Annotated in this window: 15 protein-coding genes; 11 read left to right on the top strand and 4 right to left on the bottom strand. The window is 53.6% G+C overall.

Annotated elements, in window-relative coordinates; all coding sequences use genetic code 11:
- Positions 1–4: 4 nt before the first annotated feature.
- The 5 genes from APU11_RS24235 (at position 5) to APU11_RS24215 (ending at position 6,069) form a co-directional block, all read left to right on the top strand.
- Positions 5–1,063, top strand: coding sequence for a Gfo/Idh/MocA family oxidoreductase (locus tag APU11_RS24235; protein WP_095439582.1), 1,059 nt, complete (start codon positions 5–7; stop codon positions 1,061–1,063).
- Positions 1,057–3,336 (top strand): glycoside hydrolase family 65 protein, encoded by a 2,280-nt coding sequence (locus APU11_RS24230; protein WP_058651267.1) that lies wholly within the window; start codon positions 1,057–1,059, stop codon positions 3,334–3,336. Before APU11_RS24235 ends, APU11_RS24230 begins: the two co-directional genes overlap by 7 nt.
- Positions 3,326–4,003 carry a beta-phosphoglucomutase gene (pgmB, locus tag APU11_RS24225; protein WP_058651268.1) on the top strand — a complete coding sequence of 226 codons (678 nt, stop codon included), beginning with the start codon at positions 3,326–3,328 and terminating at the stop codon, positions 4,001–4,003. The genes APU11_RS24230 and pgmB overlap by 11 nt, the downstream gene beginning before the upstream one ends.
- A 2-nt stretch (positions 4,004–4,005) precedes the next feature.
- Positions 4,006–5,088 (top strand): ABC transporter ATP-binding protein, encoded by a 1,083-nt coding sequence (locus tag APU11_RS24220; protein ID WP_029883673.1) that lies wholly within the window; start codon positions 4,006–4,008, stop codon positions 5,086–5,088.
- Between the two features lie 66 nt (positions 5,089–5,154).
- Positions 5,155–6,069, top strand: coding sequence for an OmpG family monomeric porin (locus tag APU11_RS24215; RefSeq protein WP_058651269.1), 915 nt, complete (start codon positions 5,155–5,157; stop codon positions 6,067–6,069).
- A gap of 34 nt (positions 6,070–6,103) precedes the next feature.
- Here APU11_RS24215 and APU11_RS24210 read toward each other — a convergent pair whose 3' ends face one another.
- Positions 6,104–7,114, bottom strand: a complete 1,011-nt coding sequence (locus APU11_RS24210) for a LacI family DNA-binding transcriptional regulator (RefSeq protein ID WP_023621299.1) — start codon at positions 7,112–7,114, stop codon at positions 6,104–6,106.
- Positions 7,115–7,265: 151 nt separating this feature from the next.
- On the opposite strand from APU11_RS24210, the gene APU11_RS24205 reads away from it, so the two are divergent.
- The 3 genes from APU11_RS24205 (at position 7,266) to tyrR (ending at position 11,367) form a co-directional block, all read left to right on the top strand.
- Complete coding sequence (locus APU11_RS24205; RefSeq protein ID WP_013096419.1) at positions 7,266–8,663, top strand: YcjX family protein; 1,398 nt, start codon at positions 7,266–7,268, stop codon at positions 8,661–8,663.
- Positions 8,660–9,712, top strand: a complete 1,053-nt coding sequence (locus APU11_RS24200) for a YcjF family protein (RefSeq protein WP_058651270.1) — start codon at positions 8,660–8,662, stop codon at positions 9,710–9,712. Before APU11_RS24205 ends, APU11_RS24200 begins: the two co-directional genes overlap by 4 nt.
- 113 nt (positions 9,713–9,825) lie before the next feature.
- Complete coding sequence (gene tyrR / locus APU11_RS24195; protein ID WP_013096421.1) at positions 9,826–11,367, top strand: transcriptional regulator TyrR; 1,542 nt, start codon at positions 9,826–9,828, stop codon at positions 11,365–11,367.
- A gap of 36 nt (positions 11,368–11,403) precedes the next feature.
- On the opposite strand, the gene APU11_RS24190 is transcribed toward tyrR, so the two are convergent.
- Together APU11_RS24190 and tpx are read right to left on the bottom strand one after the other, a co-directional pair.
- On the bottom strand, positions 11,404–12,612 hold the full coding sequence (locus tag APU11_RS24190; protein ID WP_058651271.1) for an aldose 1-epimerase family protein: 1,209 nt from the start codon (positions 12,610–12,612) through the stop codon (positions 11,404–11,406).
- Positions 12,613–12,931: 319 nt separating this feature from the next.
- Positions 12,932–13,438: a thiol peroxidase gene (gene tpx, locus APU11_RS24185; RefSeq protein WP_013096423.1), complete on the bottom strand. Its 507-nt coding sequence runs from the start codon at positions 13,436–13,438 to the stop codon at positions 12,932–12,934.
- A gap of 107 nt (positions 13,439–13,545) precedes the next feature.
- Here tpx and ycjG point away from each other — a divergent pair, with 107 nt between their 5' ends.
- On the top strand, positions 13,546–14,511 hold the full coding sequence (ycjG, locus tag APU11_RS24180; RefSeq protein WP_058651272.1) for an L-Ala-D/L-Glu epimerase: 966 nt from the start codon (positions 13,546–13,548) through the stop codon (positions 14,509–14,511).
- Here the strand turns inward: ycjG and mpaA are convergent.
- Positions 14,502–15,215, bottom strand: a complete 714-nt coding sequence (mpaA, locus tag APU11_RS24175; protein ID WP_013096425.1) for a murein tripeptide amidase MpaA — start codon at positions 15,213–15,215, stop codon at positions 14,502–14,504. The genes ycjG and mpaA overlap by 10 nt on opposite strands.
- A gap of 182 nt (positions 15,216–15,397) precedes the next feature.
- Between mpaA and APU11_RS24170 the strand changes: the two genes are divergently transcribed.
- Together APU11_RS24170 and tssB are read left to right on the top strand one after the other, a co-directional pair.
- Positions 15,398–17,014: a peptide ABC transporter substrate-binding protein gene (locus APU11_RS24170; RefSeq protein ID WP_058651273.1), complete on the top strand. Its 1,617-nt coding sequence runs from the start codon at positions 15,398–15,400 to the stop codon at positions 17,012–17,014.
- 582 nt (positions 17,015–17,596) lie between these two features.
- On the top strand, positions 17,597–18,051 hold a 455-nt coding region (gene tssB, locus APU11_RS24165; RefSeq protein WP_060578735.1), incomplete at its 3' end, for a type VI secretion system contractile sheath small subunit.

Below are 18,051 nucleotides of genomic sequence, written 5' to 3'. Positions count from 1 at the left end.
CAGCGTGATGAGTGCCTTAACACCTTCGCCTCTGCGTGTCGCCATTATTGGTGCCGGGCAGGTCGCGGACAAAGTGCATGCCTCGTATTACTCCACGCGCAGTGATGTTCAGATGGTGGCTGTCATGGACAGCCATCCTGAACAGGCTCAGGCGTTTGCTGAACGCCATGCCATTCCGTCGGCATGGCAGGACGTGAATGAAATGCTGCAGGCGGTCAAACCGGATGTGGTGAGCGTCTGTTCGCCCAACCGTTTTCATTTTGAACATGCGATGGCAGCCCTGGAAGCCGGTTGCCATGTAATGTGCGAAAAACCCCCAGCCATGACGCCACATGAAGCCGACCGGATGCGTGTGGCGGCCCGAACGGCGGGAAAAGTGCTGGCCTATGATTTTCACCACCGCTTTGCACGTGATACGCAACTGCTGCGTGAGGCGGTAATAAACGGGACATTGGGTGAAATCTACTTCACTACGGCGCAGGCATTGCGCCGCTGCGGCGTTCCCGGCTGGGGCGTTTTCACCAATAAAGCACTGCAGGGGGGCGGGCCGCTGATTGATATTGGGATCCATATGCTCGACGCCGCGATGTATGTACTGGGTTTCCCGGCGGTAAAACGCGTGACGGCCCACAGCTTTCAAAAACTGGGAAACCGCAAAAACAGTGGCCAGTTTGGTGAATGGGATCCTGCACAGTTTACCGTTGAAGATGCCCTGTTCGGGACGATTGAATTTTGCAATGGCGGCATTCTGCGTCTGGATACCTCCTTTGCCCTCAATATCCGCGAGCAGTCCATCATGAATGTCGCCTTTTGCGGTGAAAAAGCGGGGGCAACGCTGTTCCCGGCCCACATTTACACCGATGAGGGTGGAGTTTTGCAGACCCTAACCCTGCGCGAAGAGGCAGACGATCAGCGGCATTTACGCAGCATGGATGCGTTTGTCCGTCATGTCATGGGAGAGCCGGTTATGATTGCCGATGCCGAACAAGGTCTGGTGATCCAGCAACTGGTCGCCGCACTGTACGAGGCGGCAGAAAAAGGGGAAAGCGTAACGTTATGCTGAACCTGTCTGTATTAAACGATCCGGGTTTTTGCCCTCATAGCCTCAATAAATACGCGTCAATCATGGCCTGCGGCAACGGCTATATGGGCATACGTGCGGCGCATGAGGAAAACTACACGCAGCAGACCCGGGGAATGTATCTTGCCGGGCTTTATCATCGTGCTGGTCGTAATGAGACCAACGAACTGATCAACGTGCCTGACATCATCGGCATGGATATCGAACTGGACGGCATCAATTTCACCTTGCTGTCAGGGGAGATTATTGACTGGCAGCGGGAGCTGGATTTTGCCAATGGCGAACTGCGTCGTCGCGTAGTGTGGCGCTCGCCAGACGGAAAGCGCTACCGTGTGGAAAGCCGCCGTTTTGTCTCACTGGATCAACTGCCGTTGGTGGCAATGCAGCTCTCCGTCACTCCGCTGGATGCCTCATCAGACGTTATGCTGAGCACGGGGATTGATGCGACGCAAACCAACAGCGGCCGTCAGCATCTGGATGAAATCTCGGTCAGAGTCTTTGACCAGCACTACATGCAGGGCGTGTATGAAACGCAGGATCGCGCTGCGGATGTGGTGATATCGGCATGCTGTCGTCTCTCAACCACCAGCGACAGCTGCTTTACCGCGAAAAACCGGCGTATCACGGTTCATCACGCCGTAAAGGTCGCTCAGAGTGACACTGTCACGCTTGAGAAGCTGGTCTGGGTGACGCATCGCAGCGATAAAGCGCTTTCACAGGACACGTTTGCCCGCAATGCTCTGGCTGAGCTCAAAACCTGCGCGACAAGAGGGTATGCCGCGTTACTCGAAAGCACGGCGTGCGCCTGGAAAAAGATCTGGCATGACTGCCGGGTGGACGTCATGTCGACCGAACATCAGGATCAGCTGGCGCTGGATTACGCGGTCTGGCACCTCACGGCCATGACGCCTGCCCATGATGAACGGAGCAGTATTGCGGCCAAAGGCCTGACCGGGGAGGGCTATAAAGGCCACGTGTTCTGGGACACCGAAATTTTCCTGCTGCCTTTCCATCTCTTTACCCGACCACAGGTTGCCCGCCGTCTGCTGCGCTACCGCTGGCTTAACCTGCCGGGGGCCCGGGAAAAAGCACGCCGGAACGGCTGGCCAGGCGCCTTGTTCCCCTGGGAGAGTGCCGCGAGCGGTCAGGAAGAGACGCCGGAATTCGCAGCGATCAACATCCGCACGGGCGTTCGTCAGAAAGTGGCCTCCGCGCTGGCTGAACATCATATCGTGGCGGATATCGCGTGGGCCGTTGTCGCCTACTGGCAGGCAACGCACGATGACGCCTTTATGCGCAATGAAGGCCTGACGCTGCTCATGGAAACCGCGTTGTTCTGGATGGGACGCGCGAAGGAAGTTGGCGACCGTCTGGAGATCCATGACGCGATTGGGCCGGATGAATACACGGAGCACGTGAATAACAACGCCTACACCAACTATCTGGCGTGGCACAACGTCGCCAGTGCCTGCCGGTTTATGTCAATGTTTGAGCGTGAAGATGCGCGTTTTACGGAAAATGCGCAACGGTTCCTGTCGCGCTTATGGCTGCCCGAGGCTAACGCCGACGGGGTCATACCGCAGGATGACACCTTCATGTCCAAACCAGCGATCGATCTGAGCCGCTATAAAGCCAAAGCGGGCAAGCAGACCATTCTGCTGGATTACTCGCGCGCTGAAGTTAACGAGATGCAGATCCTCAAACAGGCCGACGTGGTAATGCTTAATTACCTGTTGCCGGAACGCTTTACGCCGCAGCAGTGCGCGGCCAACCTGGCATTCTATGAGCCGCGCACAATTCATGACTCATCCCTGAGCAAAGCCATCCACGGCATTGTGAACGCGCGCTGTGGTGATACAGAAGGGGCTTACGCCTTCTGGCGTGATGGCATTGCCATCGATCTGGGCGACGATCCGCACAGCAGTGATGACGGTATCCATGCTGCCGCAACGGGTGCGATCTGGTCAGGCGTTATTCAGGGATTTGCCGGGCTGCAGATCGTGGACGGGGAGTTACATCTGGCACCCAGGATGCCTGCGCACTGGCAAAGGATGGCGTTTCCGCTGCGTTGGCAGAATGCGCAGCTGCACTTCATAGTAACGAAAGAGGCACTTACGGTGACCAGTTCTGCTCCCGTCACGCTAACGCTCTGGGGTAAAACCCTCCAGCTTTCGGGACGGCAGGTCTTGTCCTGCAAGGATTTTCTTACGTCTGTTACTGGGACCGCTACCACGGAGGGGAGAGATGAACCTTAAGGCCGTTGTATTCGATCTGGATGGGGTGATCACCGACACCGCTCATCTGCACTTCCTGGCCTGGCGCGCTGTCGCGAAGGAGGTCGGGATCACCATTGATGAAGCCTTCAATGAAACGCTGAAAGGGATTAGCCGCATGGATTCCCTGCAGCGGATCCTGCGTCACGGTGGCAAAGAAGACGCGTTCGACGAACAGCAGCGCCTGGCGCTTGCGCGTAAAAAAAATGCGCTCTATGTACAGTCGCTGGCTTCGCTTACGCAAGCGTCACTGCTCCCGGGCATTCGTGAGGTGCTGGCCGACATACGCGCGGCAAACGTCAAAATTGGGCTGGCGTCCGTTTCACTCAACGCTCCCGGCATTTTGCAGGCGCTGGGGATCCACAGGGCGTTTGATTTCTGTGCCGATGCGTCCCGTATTGCCCGCTCCAAACCGGACCCGGAAATCTTCCTTGCCGCCTGCGCGGGTCTTAACGTCCTCCCGGAGGAGGCCATCGGGATTGAGGATGCCGCCTCCGGCGTTGAGGCGATCAACGCCGCAGGGATGTTGTCGGTGGGAATAGGGGCAGGCCTCAACCATGCGGGACTTCAACTTCATTCAACGCGGGAGCTGACCTGGAAATGCCTGACAGATTTCTGGGCTTCCCGGACGGTACTGATAAGGAATTAAGAATGGCGCAACTTTCGCTAAAACATATCCAGAAAATCTATGACAACCAGGTCCATGTGGTCAAAGATTTCAACCTCGACATTGAGGATAAAGAATTTATCGTTTTCGTCGGGCCATCGGGCTGCGGTAAATCGACGACGCTGCGCATGATTGCCGGGCTGGAGGAGATCAGCGCCGGTGAGCTGGTGATTGACGGCGTGCGTATGAATGATGTCCCGGCCAAGTCCCGTGATATTGCGATGGTCTTTCAGAACTATGCGCTGTATCCCCATATGACGGTGTACGACAACATGGCATTTGGGCTGAAGATGCAGAAGATCGCGCCTGCCGTCATTGAAGAGCGCGTTAACTGGGCCGCTCAGATTCTTGGGCTGCGCGATTACCTCAAGCGTAAGCCCGGTGCGTTGTCGGGTGGCCAACGCCAGCGCGTGGCGTTAGGCAGGGCGATTGTGCGTGAAGCGGGCGTCTTCCTGATGGATGAACCGCTCTCAAACCTTGACGCCAAACTGCGTGTTCAAATGCGTGCCGAAATCAGCAAGCTGCATCAAAAGCTGAATACCACCATGATTTATGTGACGCATGATCAGACCGAAGCCATGACGATGGCAACCCGCATTGTGATCCTGAAAGATGGATACATTCAGCAGGTGGGCGCGCCGAAGCAGGTCTATAACGAACCGGCAAATATGTTTGTGGCAGGTTTCATTGGTTCGCCAGCAATGAACTTTATTCGGGGGGCGATCAATGAACGCTACTTCGTGACGGAAACGCTGCGTCTGGAGATCCCCGAAGATATGCTCTCGGTACTTAACGCTCAGGGATATCAACGTAAAGCCGTGGTCTTTGGCATCAGACCGGAGGATATTTTCACCTCGCAAGCCAGCGGTGAGGCGATTGCCGCCAAAATCAGCGTTGCCGAACTGACCGGTGCTGAATTTATGCTGTATGCCACCGTCGGGGGCCACGAACTGGTCGTCCGGGCAGGGGCTGCCACTGATTATGCTGCAGGGGATAATATCGGCATTCAGTTCGATATGAATAAGTGTCATTTTTTTGACGCGGAAACAGAAGCGGCAATCAGATAATAAAAATGTTCGCCGGAAATATTAATTTCCGGTTTTTTTGTTTGTCCATTATAAAGGAATATTTTAATGAGTTCTCTACTAAGAAGTGCTGCGCTTATTCTATGCGCAGGGGTTAGCTACGCACACGCCTCAGAAACGGCACCACACTGGAATTTTAATATAGGTGCCATGTATGAAATTGAAAACGTCGAAGGTCAGGGAGATGATAAAGACGGATTATATGAACCCTCCGTGTGGTTTAACGCCACATGGGATGCGTGGACGATTTCCCTTGCCATGTATCAGGAAGGCCCCGTTGATTACAGCAGTATGACCCGCGGGACCTATTTTGATCGTCCCGAATTCGAGCTGCGCTATCGTTTTATTGGAACCGATGATTTTACCCTCGGCCTGACCGGCGGCTTCCGTAATTACGGTTATCATTTCAAAGATGAACACGGCGCGAAAGACGGTAGCGCGAATATGCAGCGCTACAAAATACAACCAGACTGGGATATTAAGTTAAGCGATGACTGGCGTTTCGGCGGCTGGTTTGCCATGTATCAATTTGCCAACGACCAGGAAAAAACGGGTTATGCCGACAGTCGCGTTGAAACAGAAACGGGCTTTACCTGGACCATCAATGAAACCTTCGCTGCAAAAGTGAATTACTATTTAGAGCGCGGTTTCAATATGGACAGTTCACGTAATAACGGTGAGTTTTCAACGCAGGAGATCCGCGCCTATTTACCCATTTCATTAGGTAATACCACGCTGACGCCGTATACCCGCCTGGGACTCGACCGCTGGTCAAACTGGGACTGGCAAGACGATCCTGAGCGTGAAGGGCATGATTTCAACCGTCTGGGCCTGCTTTATGCCTACGATTTCAATAACGGTCTTTCAATGACGCTGGAGTATGCCTATGAATGGGAAAACCACGATGAAGGCGAAAGCGATCGATTCCACTATGCGGGCGTGGGCGTGAATTACGCCTTCTGATCGGCTGTTCACCAGGGGCTATCAGCCCCTGGTTTTAGCGAAGAGAATCAGCGAACGAAAAGTGGGTTTCAATCAGCACCTTATGCGGGGCGGGTTTACCGGAGATACGCCTGAAAAGCAGGTCGCAGCTCTCTTCGCCCAGCTTGCGGGTGGGAATATCAAATCCAGCTGGCGCAGGCGTCAGAATCAGGGAGAGCATCGGGTCGCTGTAACCCGCCACGGCAACCTGCTCAGGTAGCATCAAATTTAACTCATCCGCAGCGCGATAAAGACTCAGCAATTTCATGCTGTCGGTGGCGAATACTGCATCCGGTGGGGTGGAAGAAGACAACAACGTAATGGCCGCTGAAAGTGCGCTCTCATGGGTATAACCGCCATCAATGATCCAATCCGGGTTAACAGCAATATTCGCCTTTTCCAGGCTGGCTTTATAACCCGCGAGACGATCAATAGACACGTGATAATCGAGTGGCGCATGCAGACAGGCAATTTTTTTCCGTCCGTTTTTAATAAACGTGTCGGTCAGCATCTCGCTGTCACGAAAATTGTCGGTATCGACGGAGTAAATATTCTGAAAGTCGCCTTCGACTTTACCGATTACGACTACCGGCACACCGTAGGTATCGAGCCGAGAGAAAAAGGATTCATTAGCGGGCGAACTCAGCATAATGACCCCTTTAATCATTTTCTGCTTTATTTTGCTTTCGCATTTTAGCAGGTCATCTTCACTGCTCTTTGACGTTTGCAAAATAACATCAAATCCTTCCTGTTCCGCCTTGGCGGTTATGGCGTGCAATACGTCGGAGAAAAAAGGATTACCGGCAGTGGTTTTTGTTGAGCGGGTGGAAATCACCATAATGGCGTCAAAGCCAGATGAGGTCAGAGCACGGGCAAGTTTATTTGGTTGATAATTTAGCTCTTCAATCGCCTTCAGCACTTTCTCCCGCGCTTCAGGAGAAATATTGGTTTGTTTATTCAACACTCTGGACACGGTTGATTTAGAAACACCAGCAACGCGCGCAATATCATAGATGGTGGGTGACATACACCTTACTCACTCCGGGACGGCAATGTCGTTCATCTTACTGGAGAAAAAACGGCAATAGCAATAATTATGAATTGATAATCAACGATCTGCCCCCATTTACTGTATTCTGAAGCAAGTCATTCCAGGCTTCCAGCGACGAAGGACGGCGATGAAGCGACTTAAAAACGAACTCAATTCTCTGGTGAACCGTGGCGTCGATCGCCATTTGCGTCTGGCGGTCACCGGGCTTAGCCGCAGTGGCAAAACGGCGTTTATCACGGCGATGGTTAACCAGCTGCTGAACCTGCACGCCGGGGCACGCCTGCCGCTGCTCAGTGCGGTGCGGGAAGAGCGTCTGCTGGGCGTTAAGCGCGTTCCCCAGCGCGATTTCGGTATCCCTCGCTTTACCTATGATGAAGGGCTGGCACAGCTTTACGGTGACCCCCCTGCGTGGCCGACACCCACCAGAGGGGTGAGTGAAATCCGTCTCGCGCTGCGTTTTCGTTCCAATGAATCATTGATGCGCCACTTCAAGGATACCTCCACGCTCTATCTGGAGATTGTGGATTACCCGGGCGAATGGCTGCTCGATTTACCCATGCTGGCGCAGGATTATCTCAGCTGGTCGCGACAAATGACCGGTTTGTTACAGGGTCACCGCGCGGAGTGGTCGGCAAAATGGCGGCAGTTATGCGCAGGATTAGATCCGCTGGCACCCGCAGATGAGAACCGCCTGGCGGCGATTGCCGAAGCCTGGACGGATTATCTGCATCAGTGCAAACAGGAAGGGCTGCACTTCATCCAGCCAGGACGGTTTGTTTTGCCGGGCGACCTGGCGGGTGCGCCTGCGCTGCAGTTCTTCCCGTGGCCCGACGTGGATGGCGTGGGAGAGGCAAAGCTGGCGCAGGCAGACAAGCACACCAACGCCGGGATGCTGCGCGAGCGCTACAACTACTACTGTGAAAAAGTGGTGAAAGGTTTTTATAAAAACCACTTTTTACGTTTCGATCGTCAGATTGTGCTGGTGGACTGCCTGCAACCACTCAACAGCGGGCCGCAGGCTTTCAACGATATGCGCCTGGCGCTGACGCAACTGATGCAAAGTTTTCACTACGGACAGCGTACGCTGTTTCGCCGCCTCTTTTCCCCGGTGATCGACAAACTGCTGTTTGCGGCCACCAAAGCCGATCACGTAACGGTTGATCAGCATGCCAACATGGTGTCGCTGTTACAGCAACTGGTGCAGGACGCCTGGCAAAATGCGGCGTTCGAAGGGATCAGCATGGATTGTCTTGGGCTGGCTTCCGTACAGGCGACGCAAAGTGGGCTGATTGATCTTAACGGCGAGAAAATCCCGGCCCTGCGCGGGAATCGCCTCAGCGACGGCGAACCGCTGACCGTGTATCCGGGCGAAGTGCCTGCACGCCTTCCGGGGCAGGCATTCTGGCAGAGTCAGGGCTTCCAGTTTGAAGCCTTCCGCCCACAGGTCATGACCGTCGATCAGCCATTACCGCACATTCGTCTGGATGCGGCGCTGGAGTTTTTGATTGGAGATAAATTGCGATGACGGAACCGTTAAAACCCCGCATTGATTTTACCGGGACGCTTGAGCAGGCGCAGCAGGAGGCCTTTAAAACGGCGCAGACGTTCAGCGGCGAGCAGGCAGAACATTTTGCTCCGGCCCTGACTGACGAGCCGTCCGTTGAGGAGGGCCAGGCGGAAGCGGTCGTTGAGGCTGCTTTACGTCCGAAACGTAGCCTGTGGCGTAAGATGGTTACGGCCGGGCTGGCGCTCTTCGGCGTAAGCGTGGTGGGACAAGGCGTGCAATGGGGGGTCAACGCCTGGCAAACCCAGGACTGGGTGGCGCTGGGCGGTTGTGCCGCGGGGGCGTTGATCGTGGGGGCTGGCGTAGGGTCGGTTGTCACCGAGTGGCGTCGACTGTGGCGTCTGAGGCAGCGTGCGCATGAACGGGATGAAGCACGCGATCTGCTGCACAGCCACGGTACCGGAAAGGGTCGGGCATTCTGCGAAAAGCTGGCGGCGCAGGCGGGGATTGACCAGTCGCACCCGGCACTGCAGCGCTGGTATGCCGCCATTCACGAAACGCAAAATGACCGGGAGGTGGTGACGCTCTATTCGCATATGGTGCAGCCAGTGCTGGATGCTCAGGCGCGGCGCGAGATTAGCCGCTCTGCGGCGGAATCAACGCTGATGATCGCGGTCAGCCCGCTGGCGCTGGTGGATATGGCGTTCATCGCCTGGCGTAACCTGCGCCTGATAAACCGTATCGCCAGTCTTTACGGTATTGAGCTTGGCTACTACAGTCGGCTGCGGCTCTTTAAGCTGGTGTTGTTGAACATCGCCTTTGCCGGTGCCAGTGAGCTGGTGCGCGAAGTCGGCATGGACTGGATGTCGCAGGATCTGGCGGCCCGTCTCTCAGCGCGTGCCGCGCAGGGAATTGGGGCAGGGTTGTTAACCGCACGTCTGGGCATTAAAGCGATGGAAGTCTGCCGACCACTGCCGTGGATCGACGGAGATAAACCGCGCCTGGGCGATTTTCGTCGTGAATTGATTGGGCAGCTCAAAGAGACGCTCAATAAAAAACCGGTTCAGTAACCGGTTTGTTTACTTATCGTGCTGGCTGTCAATCTTTCTTGACAGCCATCTTCCGCATCACCGTGTTCTGACATATCATTTTAAGGTTATTGGCTTAAAACGGTGAATTTCCCATGCGTCTTGAAGTCTTCTGTGAAGACCGTCTCGGTCTGACCCGCGAGTTACTCGATCTCCTTGTTTTACGTAGCATTGATTTACGTGGCATTGAGATTGATCCTGTCGGGCGAATTTACCTCAATTTTGCCGAAATTGAATTTAATACTTTTAGCAGCCTGATGGCTGAAATCCGCCGTATCGCTGGCGTTACGGATGTACGCACCATTCCCTGGATGCCGTCTGAGCGTGAGCACCTCGCACTGAGCGCCTTGCTTGAAGCCATGCCAGAGCCCTTCCTGTCACTGGATTTGAAAAGCAAAGTTGAGCGGGTAAACCATGCGAGCTGCCAGCTGTTCGCCCAGAGCCAGGACAAGCTCACCCATCACCATGCCGCGCAGCTGATCCCGGGGTTTAATTTCCAGCGCTGGCTGGACAGCAACCCGCAAAATACGCATAGCGAGCATGTGGTGATCAACGGGCAAAATTTCCTGATGGAGATTACGCCGGTGTACCTGAAAGGAGAGAACGACACTCGCGTTCTGACCGGGGCCGTTATCATGCTGCGCTCTACCGTGCGGATGGGCCGTCAGCTGCAAAATCTCTCCAGCCAGGATGTGGGAGCGTTCAGCCAGATCATTGCCGTCAGCCCGAAAATGCGTCATGTGGTCGATCAGGCCCGTAAGCTCGCCAGCCTGACCGCGCCGCTGCTGATTACCGGCGATACCGGGACCGGGAAGGATCTGCTGGCCCACGCCGTGCATCTTGCCAGCCCACGCGCGGCAAAACCGTATCTGGCGCTGAACTGTGCCTCTATTCCTGAGGATGCGGTCGAAAGCGAGCTGTTTGGTCACGCCCCGGAAGGCAAAAAAGGCTTCTTCGAGCAGGCGAACGGCGGCTCCGTGCTGCTGGACGAAATTGGCGAAATGTCGCCGCGCATGCAGGCCAAACTGCTGCGCTTCCTGAACGATGGGACCTTCCGTCGCGTAGGGGAGGATCACGAAGTTCACGTGGATGTGCGCGTAATTTGTGCCACCCAGAAAAACCTCGTTGAGCTGGTACAGAAAGGGATGTTCCGGGAAGATCTCTACTATCGACTGAACGTGTTGACGCTAAACATTCCGCCGCTGCGCGATTGTCCACAAGATATCATTCCGCTGACGGAGCTGTTTGTGGCACGCTTCGCCGACGAGCAGGGGGTTCCGCGTCCGAAACTGTCAGCCGATCTGGGTACGGTGCTGACGCGCTACGGCTGGCCGGGGAATATTCGTCAGCTGAAAAACGCCGTTTATCGTGCGCTGACGCAGCTGGAAGGGTACGAGTTGCGTCCACAGGATATCCTGTTACCGGATTACGATGCTGGTACGGTATCGGTGGGCGAAGAGGCGATGGAAGGCTCGCTGGATGATATTACGAGCCGTTTCGAGCGTTCCGTGCTGACACAGCTTTATCGCAGCTACCCAAGCACGCGTAAGCTGGCAAAACGCCTGGGGGTATCCCATACCGCGATTGCGAATAAGCTTCGTGAATATGGACTCAACCACAAGAAGGGTGACGAATAACGATAAAAGCCTCTGTAAAGAGGCTTTTTTTCGCACTTACTCTTTCGCCAGAGGCGTGGTATCTACCTCGACTTTTGTCTCTCCCTGAATCCCCGCAATTTTCTGTTCAACCTCTTTCACCTGTTCCTTGCTATGAAGCAGGGTATAGGTCAGGTCGAATTGCGTGCTGGCGCCAGGTTGTAGCTGCTTAACGCGTTTCTGCTCGCGTTCAATGGTGACGGGATAGGCGTAGCTGGTTCCCGGCTCAATACCCGTGACATAGCCCTGTTTGAGCGTATCGGTATTTTTCCATAAGGTCAGGACAGGCAACTGCCGCGTGTCGAACTGAATTGACGCACCTTTGTCTCCCGCTTTATTGACCACTGCCGCCAGGGTTTCATGATTATTATCCGCGAGCGGTTTGATATTGAAGACCATTTCATCAAAGCCCTGAGTGGGGCCAGCGTAGGTTTGCCAGTTATCCAGACCCGCTTTGGCATAGTCATTGAAAGGACCAATGCTGGCGGCCGGCGCAAGGAAGCGGGCACCTTCTTCGAGGATTGGCGTACCAAAGTTGCTGTGATAGATAATCTGATAATCATGAGGATAATCAGCATGGTTAGTCAGAACATCATGCAGGCTGAACTGGTTGCTGCCCGGTACGTAACGCAGTTCGGTCATCGTCTGCAGATCTGCTTTTTTAAACGTGCTCTCTCTGATTAATCCGCGAATACGAATTTCATGCGGTGCGGCATCAGCAACATCGACTTCCACCTGCGACGCAGGCGTATTTCCCGCCTTGCCGTGCAGGGTATAAATCTGCCCGTCAGCCGTGACCGGGTGGCCTGTCCATTCATAGCCGCAACGAACCATCATTTCGTTGAAACCTTCCAGCCAGCCAAGTCCGTTTCGACTCTCCAGATTGATATAGGCCGGATTCACCACCTCTTTGACAGGCGAATCCCACCCCATTCGGGTACCAAAGCCTTCGACATGCAGCAGATTCATCCCACGCGTTGGGCTGAGGGTAATTGTCAGACCATTTTTGCTGCTGATAACAATTACCTTGCTGCCTTCCTGCTTGCCACCATGCAGGACTTTTTGCTCGATGCTGAAAGGCTGTCCCTTAAACTTCAGCTCATCGCTGGAAATTTTCCAGTTTCCTTTATCCACGCCGCTTTCAGCGCTTGTCAGCACCCAAGTTTTAGCGGCGGCGTGTCCAGATATCAGTACCGCAAGGACCGTAAAAGCCAGTTTAATCTTCATATTTAATCCCTTTTGCTGAAACGATTTTTTATCACGTAAGCAAATCTAATGTTTAGGGGAGAAGGGAAATGTGACGGGCTTCACTGGCGGAGAAATTGCGGTTTTTAAACCTTTATTATGCGTGAGCGATCTCGTTATGGTGAGAATAGAACGTTTTTATTTCATGATATATGTGATTTTAGAACGTTTATGCTTTAACGATTCAGCTATTGAGGCAATAAAAAACCCCGCATCGGCGAGGTTTGGAACGCAAGGTCTATTCTTAAATAAACCTTTTATTTCATTACATTGCTAAGCTTTATAAAATGCCTGTAAATAATCAGGCTTTCAGTGATTCCAGCGCAGCGGTGTAGTCAGGTTCGGTGGTGATTTCGTTGACCAGTTCGCTGAACACGACGTTATCGTTTTCATCGATTACCAGCACGGCACGCGCCGCCAGGCCTTTCAGTGGGCCTTCAGCAATGCCAACGCCGTATTTTTCCAGGAAATCCGGGCTGCGCAGAGTTGAAAGGGTAATGACGTTGCTCAGACCTTCAGCACCACAGAAACGGGACTGCGCGAATGGCAGGTCTGCTGAAACGCACAACACCACGGTGTTGTCCATTTCAGTGGCCAGCTGGTTGAATTTACGCACGGATGCGGCACAGACGCCGGTATCAATGCTTGGGAAAATGTTCAGTACTTTGCGTTTGCCAGCAAACTGGCTCAGTGTGACGTCAGACAGATCTTTAGCCACCAGAGTAAACGCCTGCGCTTTGCTGCCAGCCTGAGGAATGGAACCTGCTACAGCAACCGGGTTGCCCTGGAAATGAACGAGTTGTGACATAGATATCTTCCTGTTTACATATAGTTAACGTCGAGGCTAGTGTATGCCATCAGCGGATAACACGGCAAACCAATTTTTTCGCCTTACCGGGCTGCAAGGAGTCAGTGATGAGAAGCGTTAAGGTCTATGAAGAAGCCTGGCCATTGCATTCCCCGTTTGTGATCTCCCGTGGCAGCCGAAGTGAAGCCTGCGTGGTGGTGGTCGAAATAGAAGAAGAAGGGGTTAAAGGGGTTGGTGAATGCACGCCTTATCCTCGCTACGGAGAAAGCCTTGCCTCGGTGATGGCGCAAATTATGACCCTGGTACCTGACCTGCAAACCGGGTTGACGCGTGAGGCGTTACAGCAGCGTTTACCTGCCGGGGCGGCCCGTAATGCAATTGACTGTGCGCTGTGGAGTCTTGAGGCGGCGAGGCAGCAGATATCCTTACCGTCGCTGGTCGGCGTGACGCTTCCGGAGAAAGTGGTGACCGCGCAAACCGTGGTGATTGGCGAGCCGGAGCAGATGGCCGCCAGCGCAAAAGCGCTCTTTGAGGCTGGTGCCACGCTGCTGAAGGTGAAACTCGACGATCGCTTGATCAGTGAACGCATGGTCGCCATTCGCGCGGCGGTGCCGGACGCCACGCTGATTGTCGACGCCAACGAGTCATGGCACCCGGAAGGGCTGGCCGCGCGCTGCCAGCTGCTGGCCGATCTGGGTGTGGCTATGCTGGAGCAACCGCTTCCCGTACAGGATGATGCGGCATTGAAGAACTTTATCCACCCGCTGCCGATCTGCGCCGATGAAAGCTGCCATACCCGCGAGAGTCTCGACGGTTTAGCGGGCTGCTATGAGATGGTCAATATCAAACTCGATAAAACCGGTGGGCTGACCGAGGCGCTGGCGCTGGCGTCGCAGGCACAGGCGAAGGGGTTTACGTTGATGCTGGGATGCATGCTCTGTACTTCCCGGGCGATTAATGCGGCGCTACCGCTGGTGAATCAGGTCCGGTTTGCCGATCTCGATGGCCCGACCTGGCTGGCGGTTGACGTTTCGCCTGCGCTCACCTTCACCAGCGGAGTGCTTCATCTCTGAGGCTGCCAGCGCAGAAGATCTACCATCGCTTTCAGGTATTTTTCGCTGGCTTCGTCGGAAGATATCGGGGGGAATTCAGCGGTGATGCAGTGCAAGTCCAGATCGGCGCACCAGCTACCAAATGACCCCGGTGTTTCATAGCCGACGCTGCTGACCAGAGGCAGAGCAAAGGCATCGGCAAGCCACTGCCCCAGCGCGGAGTGACGGGGATCTTCAATACAGGCCAGCGGATCGTGAAATGAGACAACCCACGCGGGGTGGATCTTGTGGATTAACTGGCAGAGCGCCTGTGTTTCTGGCTCTGAGCCGGGTTTTTCTCCCGTCAGTAACACCACGTCACGCTCTTCAGCCGAGCTGTTCCAGCGGTATACCGTTTCACCGGCACGCCAGTTGGCCGCCGGGAAGTTGCGGTTTAAGTCTATCCCTCTCGCATTCGCCCGCAGCCCAAGCTGACAGCCATCCGGGTTGACGGTCAGGATCACATGATGCCGGCGTAGTGTCGGTGCAAGGGTGCGTAACGCGCAGGAGAGGGTGACGATCGAGGAGTTCTCATCGCCGTGCGTTCCCGCAATAATCAGGCCGCTATGACGATCGGCATCCGGTGCGGGAAACCAGATTAGCGGTGCACCTAAGAAAGACTGGCCATAATGTTCGGTGCCTGGCGGGAAAGCGCCACGTTCCGTTCTTGGTCGGGTAACTGCCATAGGAAATCCTGATAAAGAAGTGCTTACTGGCAGTGTTGTGCAAAACCCACGTTTAATCAAATAGTTTCATCGAAGGACGAAGATTGCCAGATATCACCTTTCCGGCTTAAGGTATTTGCATTTCGCCGTTTCGAAACAAATAATTACGCATTCGCGTATTACCGATTTCTAAAGGGGATCTCATGAAGCATCCTGTTTCGCTGCTTTTTTCTGCACTGTGCCTTTGCGGGCTATCGTCATTTTCTTACGCTGCTGATGTGCCAAAGGGGACGGTGCTGGCGCAAAAACAGGAACTGGTCAGACACATCAAAGACGAACCCGCGACACTGGACCCGGCCAAGGCCGTGGGGCTACCCGAGATTCAGGTGATTCGCGATCTGTTTGAAGGCCTGGTTAATCAGAATGAGAAAGGGGAGTTGACGCCGGGCGTGGCGACGCGCTGGCAGAGTAACGATAACCGCATCTGGACATTTACCCTGCGTGATGATGCAAAATGGTCTGACGGCACGCCGGTCACGGCGCAGGATTTTGTCTACAGCTGGCAGCGTCTGGTTGACCCGAAAACCACCTCGCCGTTTGCCTGGTTTGCTGCTCTGGCAGGCATTAACAACGCTCAGGCGATTATTGATGGCAAAGCCGCGCCCGATACGCTGGGGGTAACGGCGGTGGATGCCAGAACGTTACGTGTTCAGCTCGATAAACCGCTGCCGTGGTTTAGCAACCTGACGGCAAACTTCGCGTTCTATCCGGTTCAGAAAGCGAACGTCGAAAGCGGTAAAGAGTGGACGCGTCCGGGCTCCCTTGTGGGCAATGGTGCCTATGTGCTGAAAGATCGTGTGGTGAATGAGAAGCTGGTCGTTGTGCCGAATACCCACTACTGGGATAACGCGAAAACTGTTCTTCAAAAAGTGACGTTTATTCCGATCAACCAGGAGTCTTCCGCCACCAAACGCTACCTGGCAGGTGATATTGATATCACCGAGTCGTTCCCGAAAAACCTGTACCAGAAATTGCTCAAGGATATTCCTGGACAGGTATACACGCCACCGCAGCTGGGAACGTATTACTATGCATTTAACACGCAAAAGGGTCCGACCGCCGATTCCCGCGTGCGTCTGGCGCTGAGTATGACCATCGATCGCCGGATTATGGCGGAGAAAGTGTTAGGTACGGGAGAAAAACCAGCCTGGCATTTCACGCCTGATGTGACGGCAGGTTTCACGCCAGAGACATCGCCATTTGAGCAGATGTCGCAGCAGGAGCTAAACGCGCAGGCCAAAACCTTGCTGCAGGCGGCGGGGTATGGTCCTCAGCGTCCACTGAAGCTGACCCTGTTGTATAACACTTCAGAGAATCATCAGAAAATCGCGATTGCGGTGGCTTCGATGTGGAAGAAGAACCTGGGGGTAGATGTCAAACTGCAAAACCAGGAGTGGAAAACCTATATCGATAGCCGAAACACAGGGAATTTTGATGTGATCCGCGCGTCCTGGGTCGGGGACTACAACGAGCCATCGACCTTCCTGTCGCTGCTGACATCAACTCATAGCGGCAATATCTCCCGCTTTAACGACCCGGCTTACGATAAGATCATCAATCAGGCGACGCTTGAAACCACCGTGGAAGCCCGTAATGCGGATTACAACCGGGCGGAGAAGATCCTCGCGGAAAAAGCGCCAATTGCGCCGATCTACCAGTACACCAACGGACGTCTGATTAAACCATGGGTGAAGGGATATCCGATCAATAACCCTGAAGACGTGGCGTATAGCCGTACGATGTATATTGTGAAGCACTGAAAAACGCGAGTCCGCTAATTTATTTCCCCTCCTGATACTGCGCTGGCCCGATATCACGTGCCAGCGCTTTTCTATTCATTCTAGATCTTGAAGACGGCGCTGCATTGATAATGTGTTTTACAGCACTGGGTATTGCTCTTTTTTTAATTAAGAGAAATATTCATATTTTGAATATATTGCATTTCGTTAAAAAAAACTGTCCATTATTGGACTTTTTAATGGGTTTCGCGTCTTGCGGAAGCGTGTAAACATTGATGCGGGTCATATTATTAGGTGGCGCTGTAGATATTTTCTCTTGTATTGATTTAAATCAATAACGTTGCTTTGTTTGGATATGGATCTTCATTTTTTCACAGAAATAGCCACTAATGCTGACTATTTTCGGAGTTGTGGTTGATATTTCTTTATGAAAAGGCATGCTGCAAAACCATATTTTATTTCTATAGAGTAAAATTCTTAAGGAATGTCTTAAATTGGCCTTTGATTCCAGGTGGTTGATCTATTGTAGCGTTTTGTTCTAATATCGATTTATTCAGAAACGTCGTTAACTTCAACAAACATTCCTTAAGGAAAGGGACTGCTATGGCTGATACGTTCCAGAACGAAGTGCCTAAGGCACGCATTAATTTAAAACTTGCATTGCATACCGGAGGGGCGCAGAAGAAAGTTGAGCTACCCCTTAAATTACTCACTGTCGGTGATTTCAGTAACGGCAAAGAGAGCCGGCCATTATCTGAAAGAAAGAAAATTAACATCAACAAAAATAACCTCAACAGTGTACTTTCGGAATTTAACCCGGAGGTCAACATGACGGTTCCGAATACGCTGGCGGGTGAGCGTACGGAAGAGAATGTGACGCTGCGCTTTTCAGATATGAAAGATTTTGAACCCGAACAGGTGGCCCGACAAATTCCCCAACTTCGTGCCATGCTGGCGATGCGTAATTTATTACGTGACCTCAAGTCCAATCTGCTGGATAACGCCACTTTCAGAAAAGAGCTCGAGAAAATTCTTAAGGACCCGGCGCTGTCTCAGGA

Source organism: Enterobacter sp. 50793107, assembly GCF_001463365.1.
GTDB classification, from domain to species: domain Bacteria; phylum Pseudomonadota; class Gammaproteobacteria; order Enterobacterales; family Enterobacteriaceae; genus Enterobacter; species Enterobacter cloacae.
Note: the sequence above shows the minus strand (reverse complement) of the source record. Positions and strands in the feature narration are given on the sequence as shown.

Coding starts and splice junctions, on each gene's coding strand:
- APU11_RS24220 (WP_029883673.1), top strand. CDS start 4,006: ATGGCGCAACTTTCGCTAAAACATATCCAGAAAATCTATGACAACCAG.
- APU11_RS24200 (WP_058651270.1), top strand. CDS start 8,660: ATGACGGAACCGTTAAAACCCCGCATTGATTTTACCGGGACGCTTGAG.
- ycjG (WP_058651272.1), top strand. CDS start 13,546: ATGAGAAGCGTTAAGGTCTATGAAGAAGCCTGGCCATTGCATTCCCCG.
- tyrR (WP_013096421.1), top strand. CDS start 9,826: ATGCGTCTTGAAGTCTTCTGTGAAGACCGTCTCGGTCTGACCCGCGAG.
- APU11_RS24190 (WP_058651271.1), bottom strand. CDS start 12,612: ATGAAGATTAAACTGGCTTTTACGGTCCTTGCGGTACTGATATCTGGA.
- APU11_RS24170 (WP_058651273.1), top strand. CDS start 15,398: ATGAAGCATCCTGTTTCGCTGCTTTTTTCTGCACTGTGCCTTTGCGGG.
- tpx (WP_013096423.1), bottom strand. CDS start 13,438: ATGTCACAACTCGTTCATTTCCAGGGCAACCCGGTTGCTGTAGCAGGT.
- mpaA (WP_013096425.1), bottom strand. CDS start 15,215: ATGGCAGTTACCCGACCAAGAACGGAACGTGGCGCTTTCCCGCCAGGC.
- APU11_RS24210 (WP_023621299.1), bottom strand. CDS start 7,114: ATGTCACCCACCATCTATGATATTGCGCGCGTTGCTGGTGTTTCTAAA.
- APU11_RS24205 (WP_013096419.1), top strand. CDS start 7,266: ATGAAGCGACTTAAAAACGAACTCAATTCTCTGGTGAACCGTGGCGTC.
- APU11_RS24230 (WP_058651267.1), top strand. CDS start 1,057: ATGCTGAACCTGTCTGTATTAAACGATCCGGGTTTTTGCCCTCATAGC.
- APU11_RS24215 (WP_058651269.1), top strand. CDS start 5,155: ATGAGTTCTCTACTAAGAAGTGCTGCGCTTATTCTATGCGCAGGGGTT.
- pgmB (WP_058651268.1), top strand. CDS start 3,326: ATGAACCTTAAGGCCGTTGTATTCGATCTGGATGGGGTGATCACCGAC.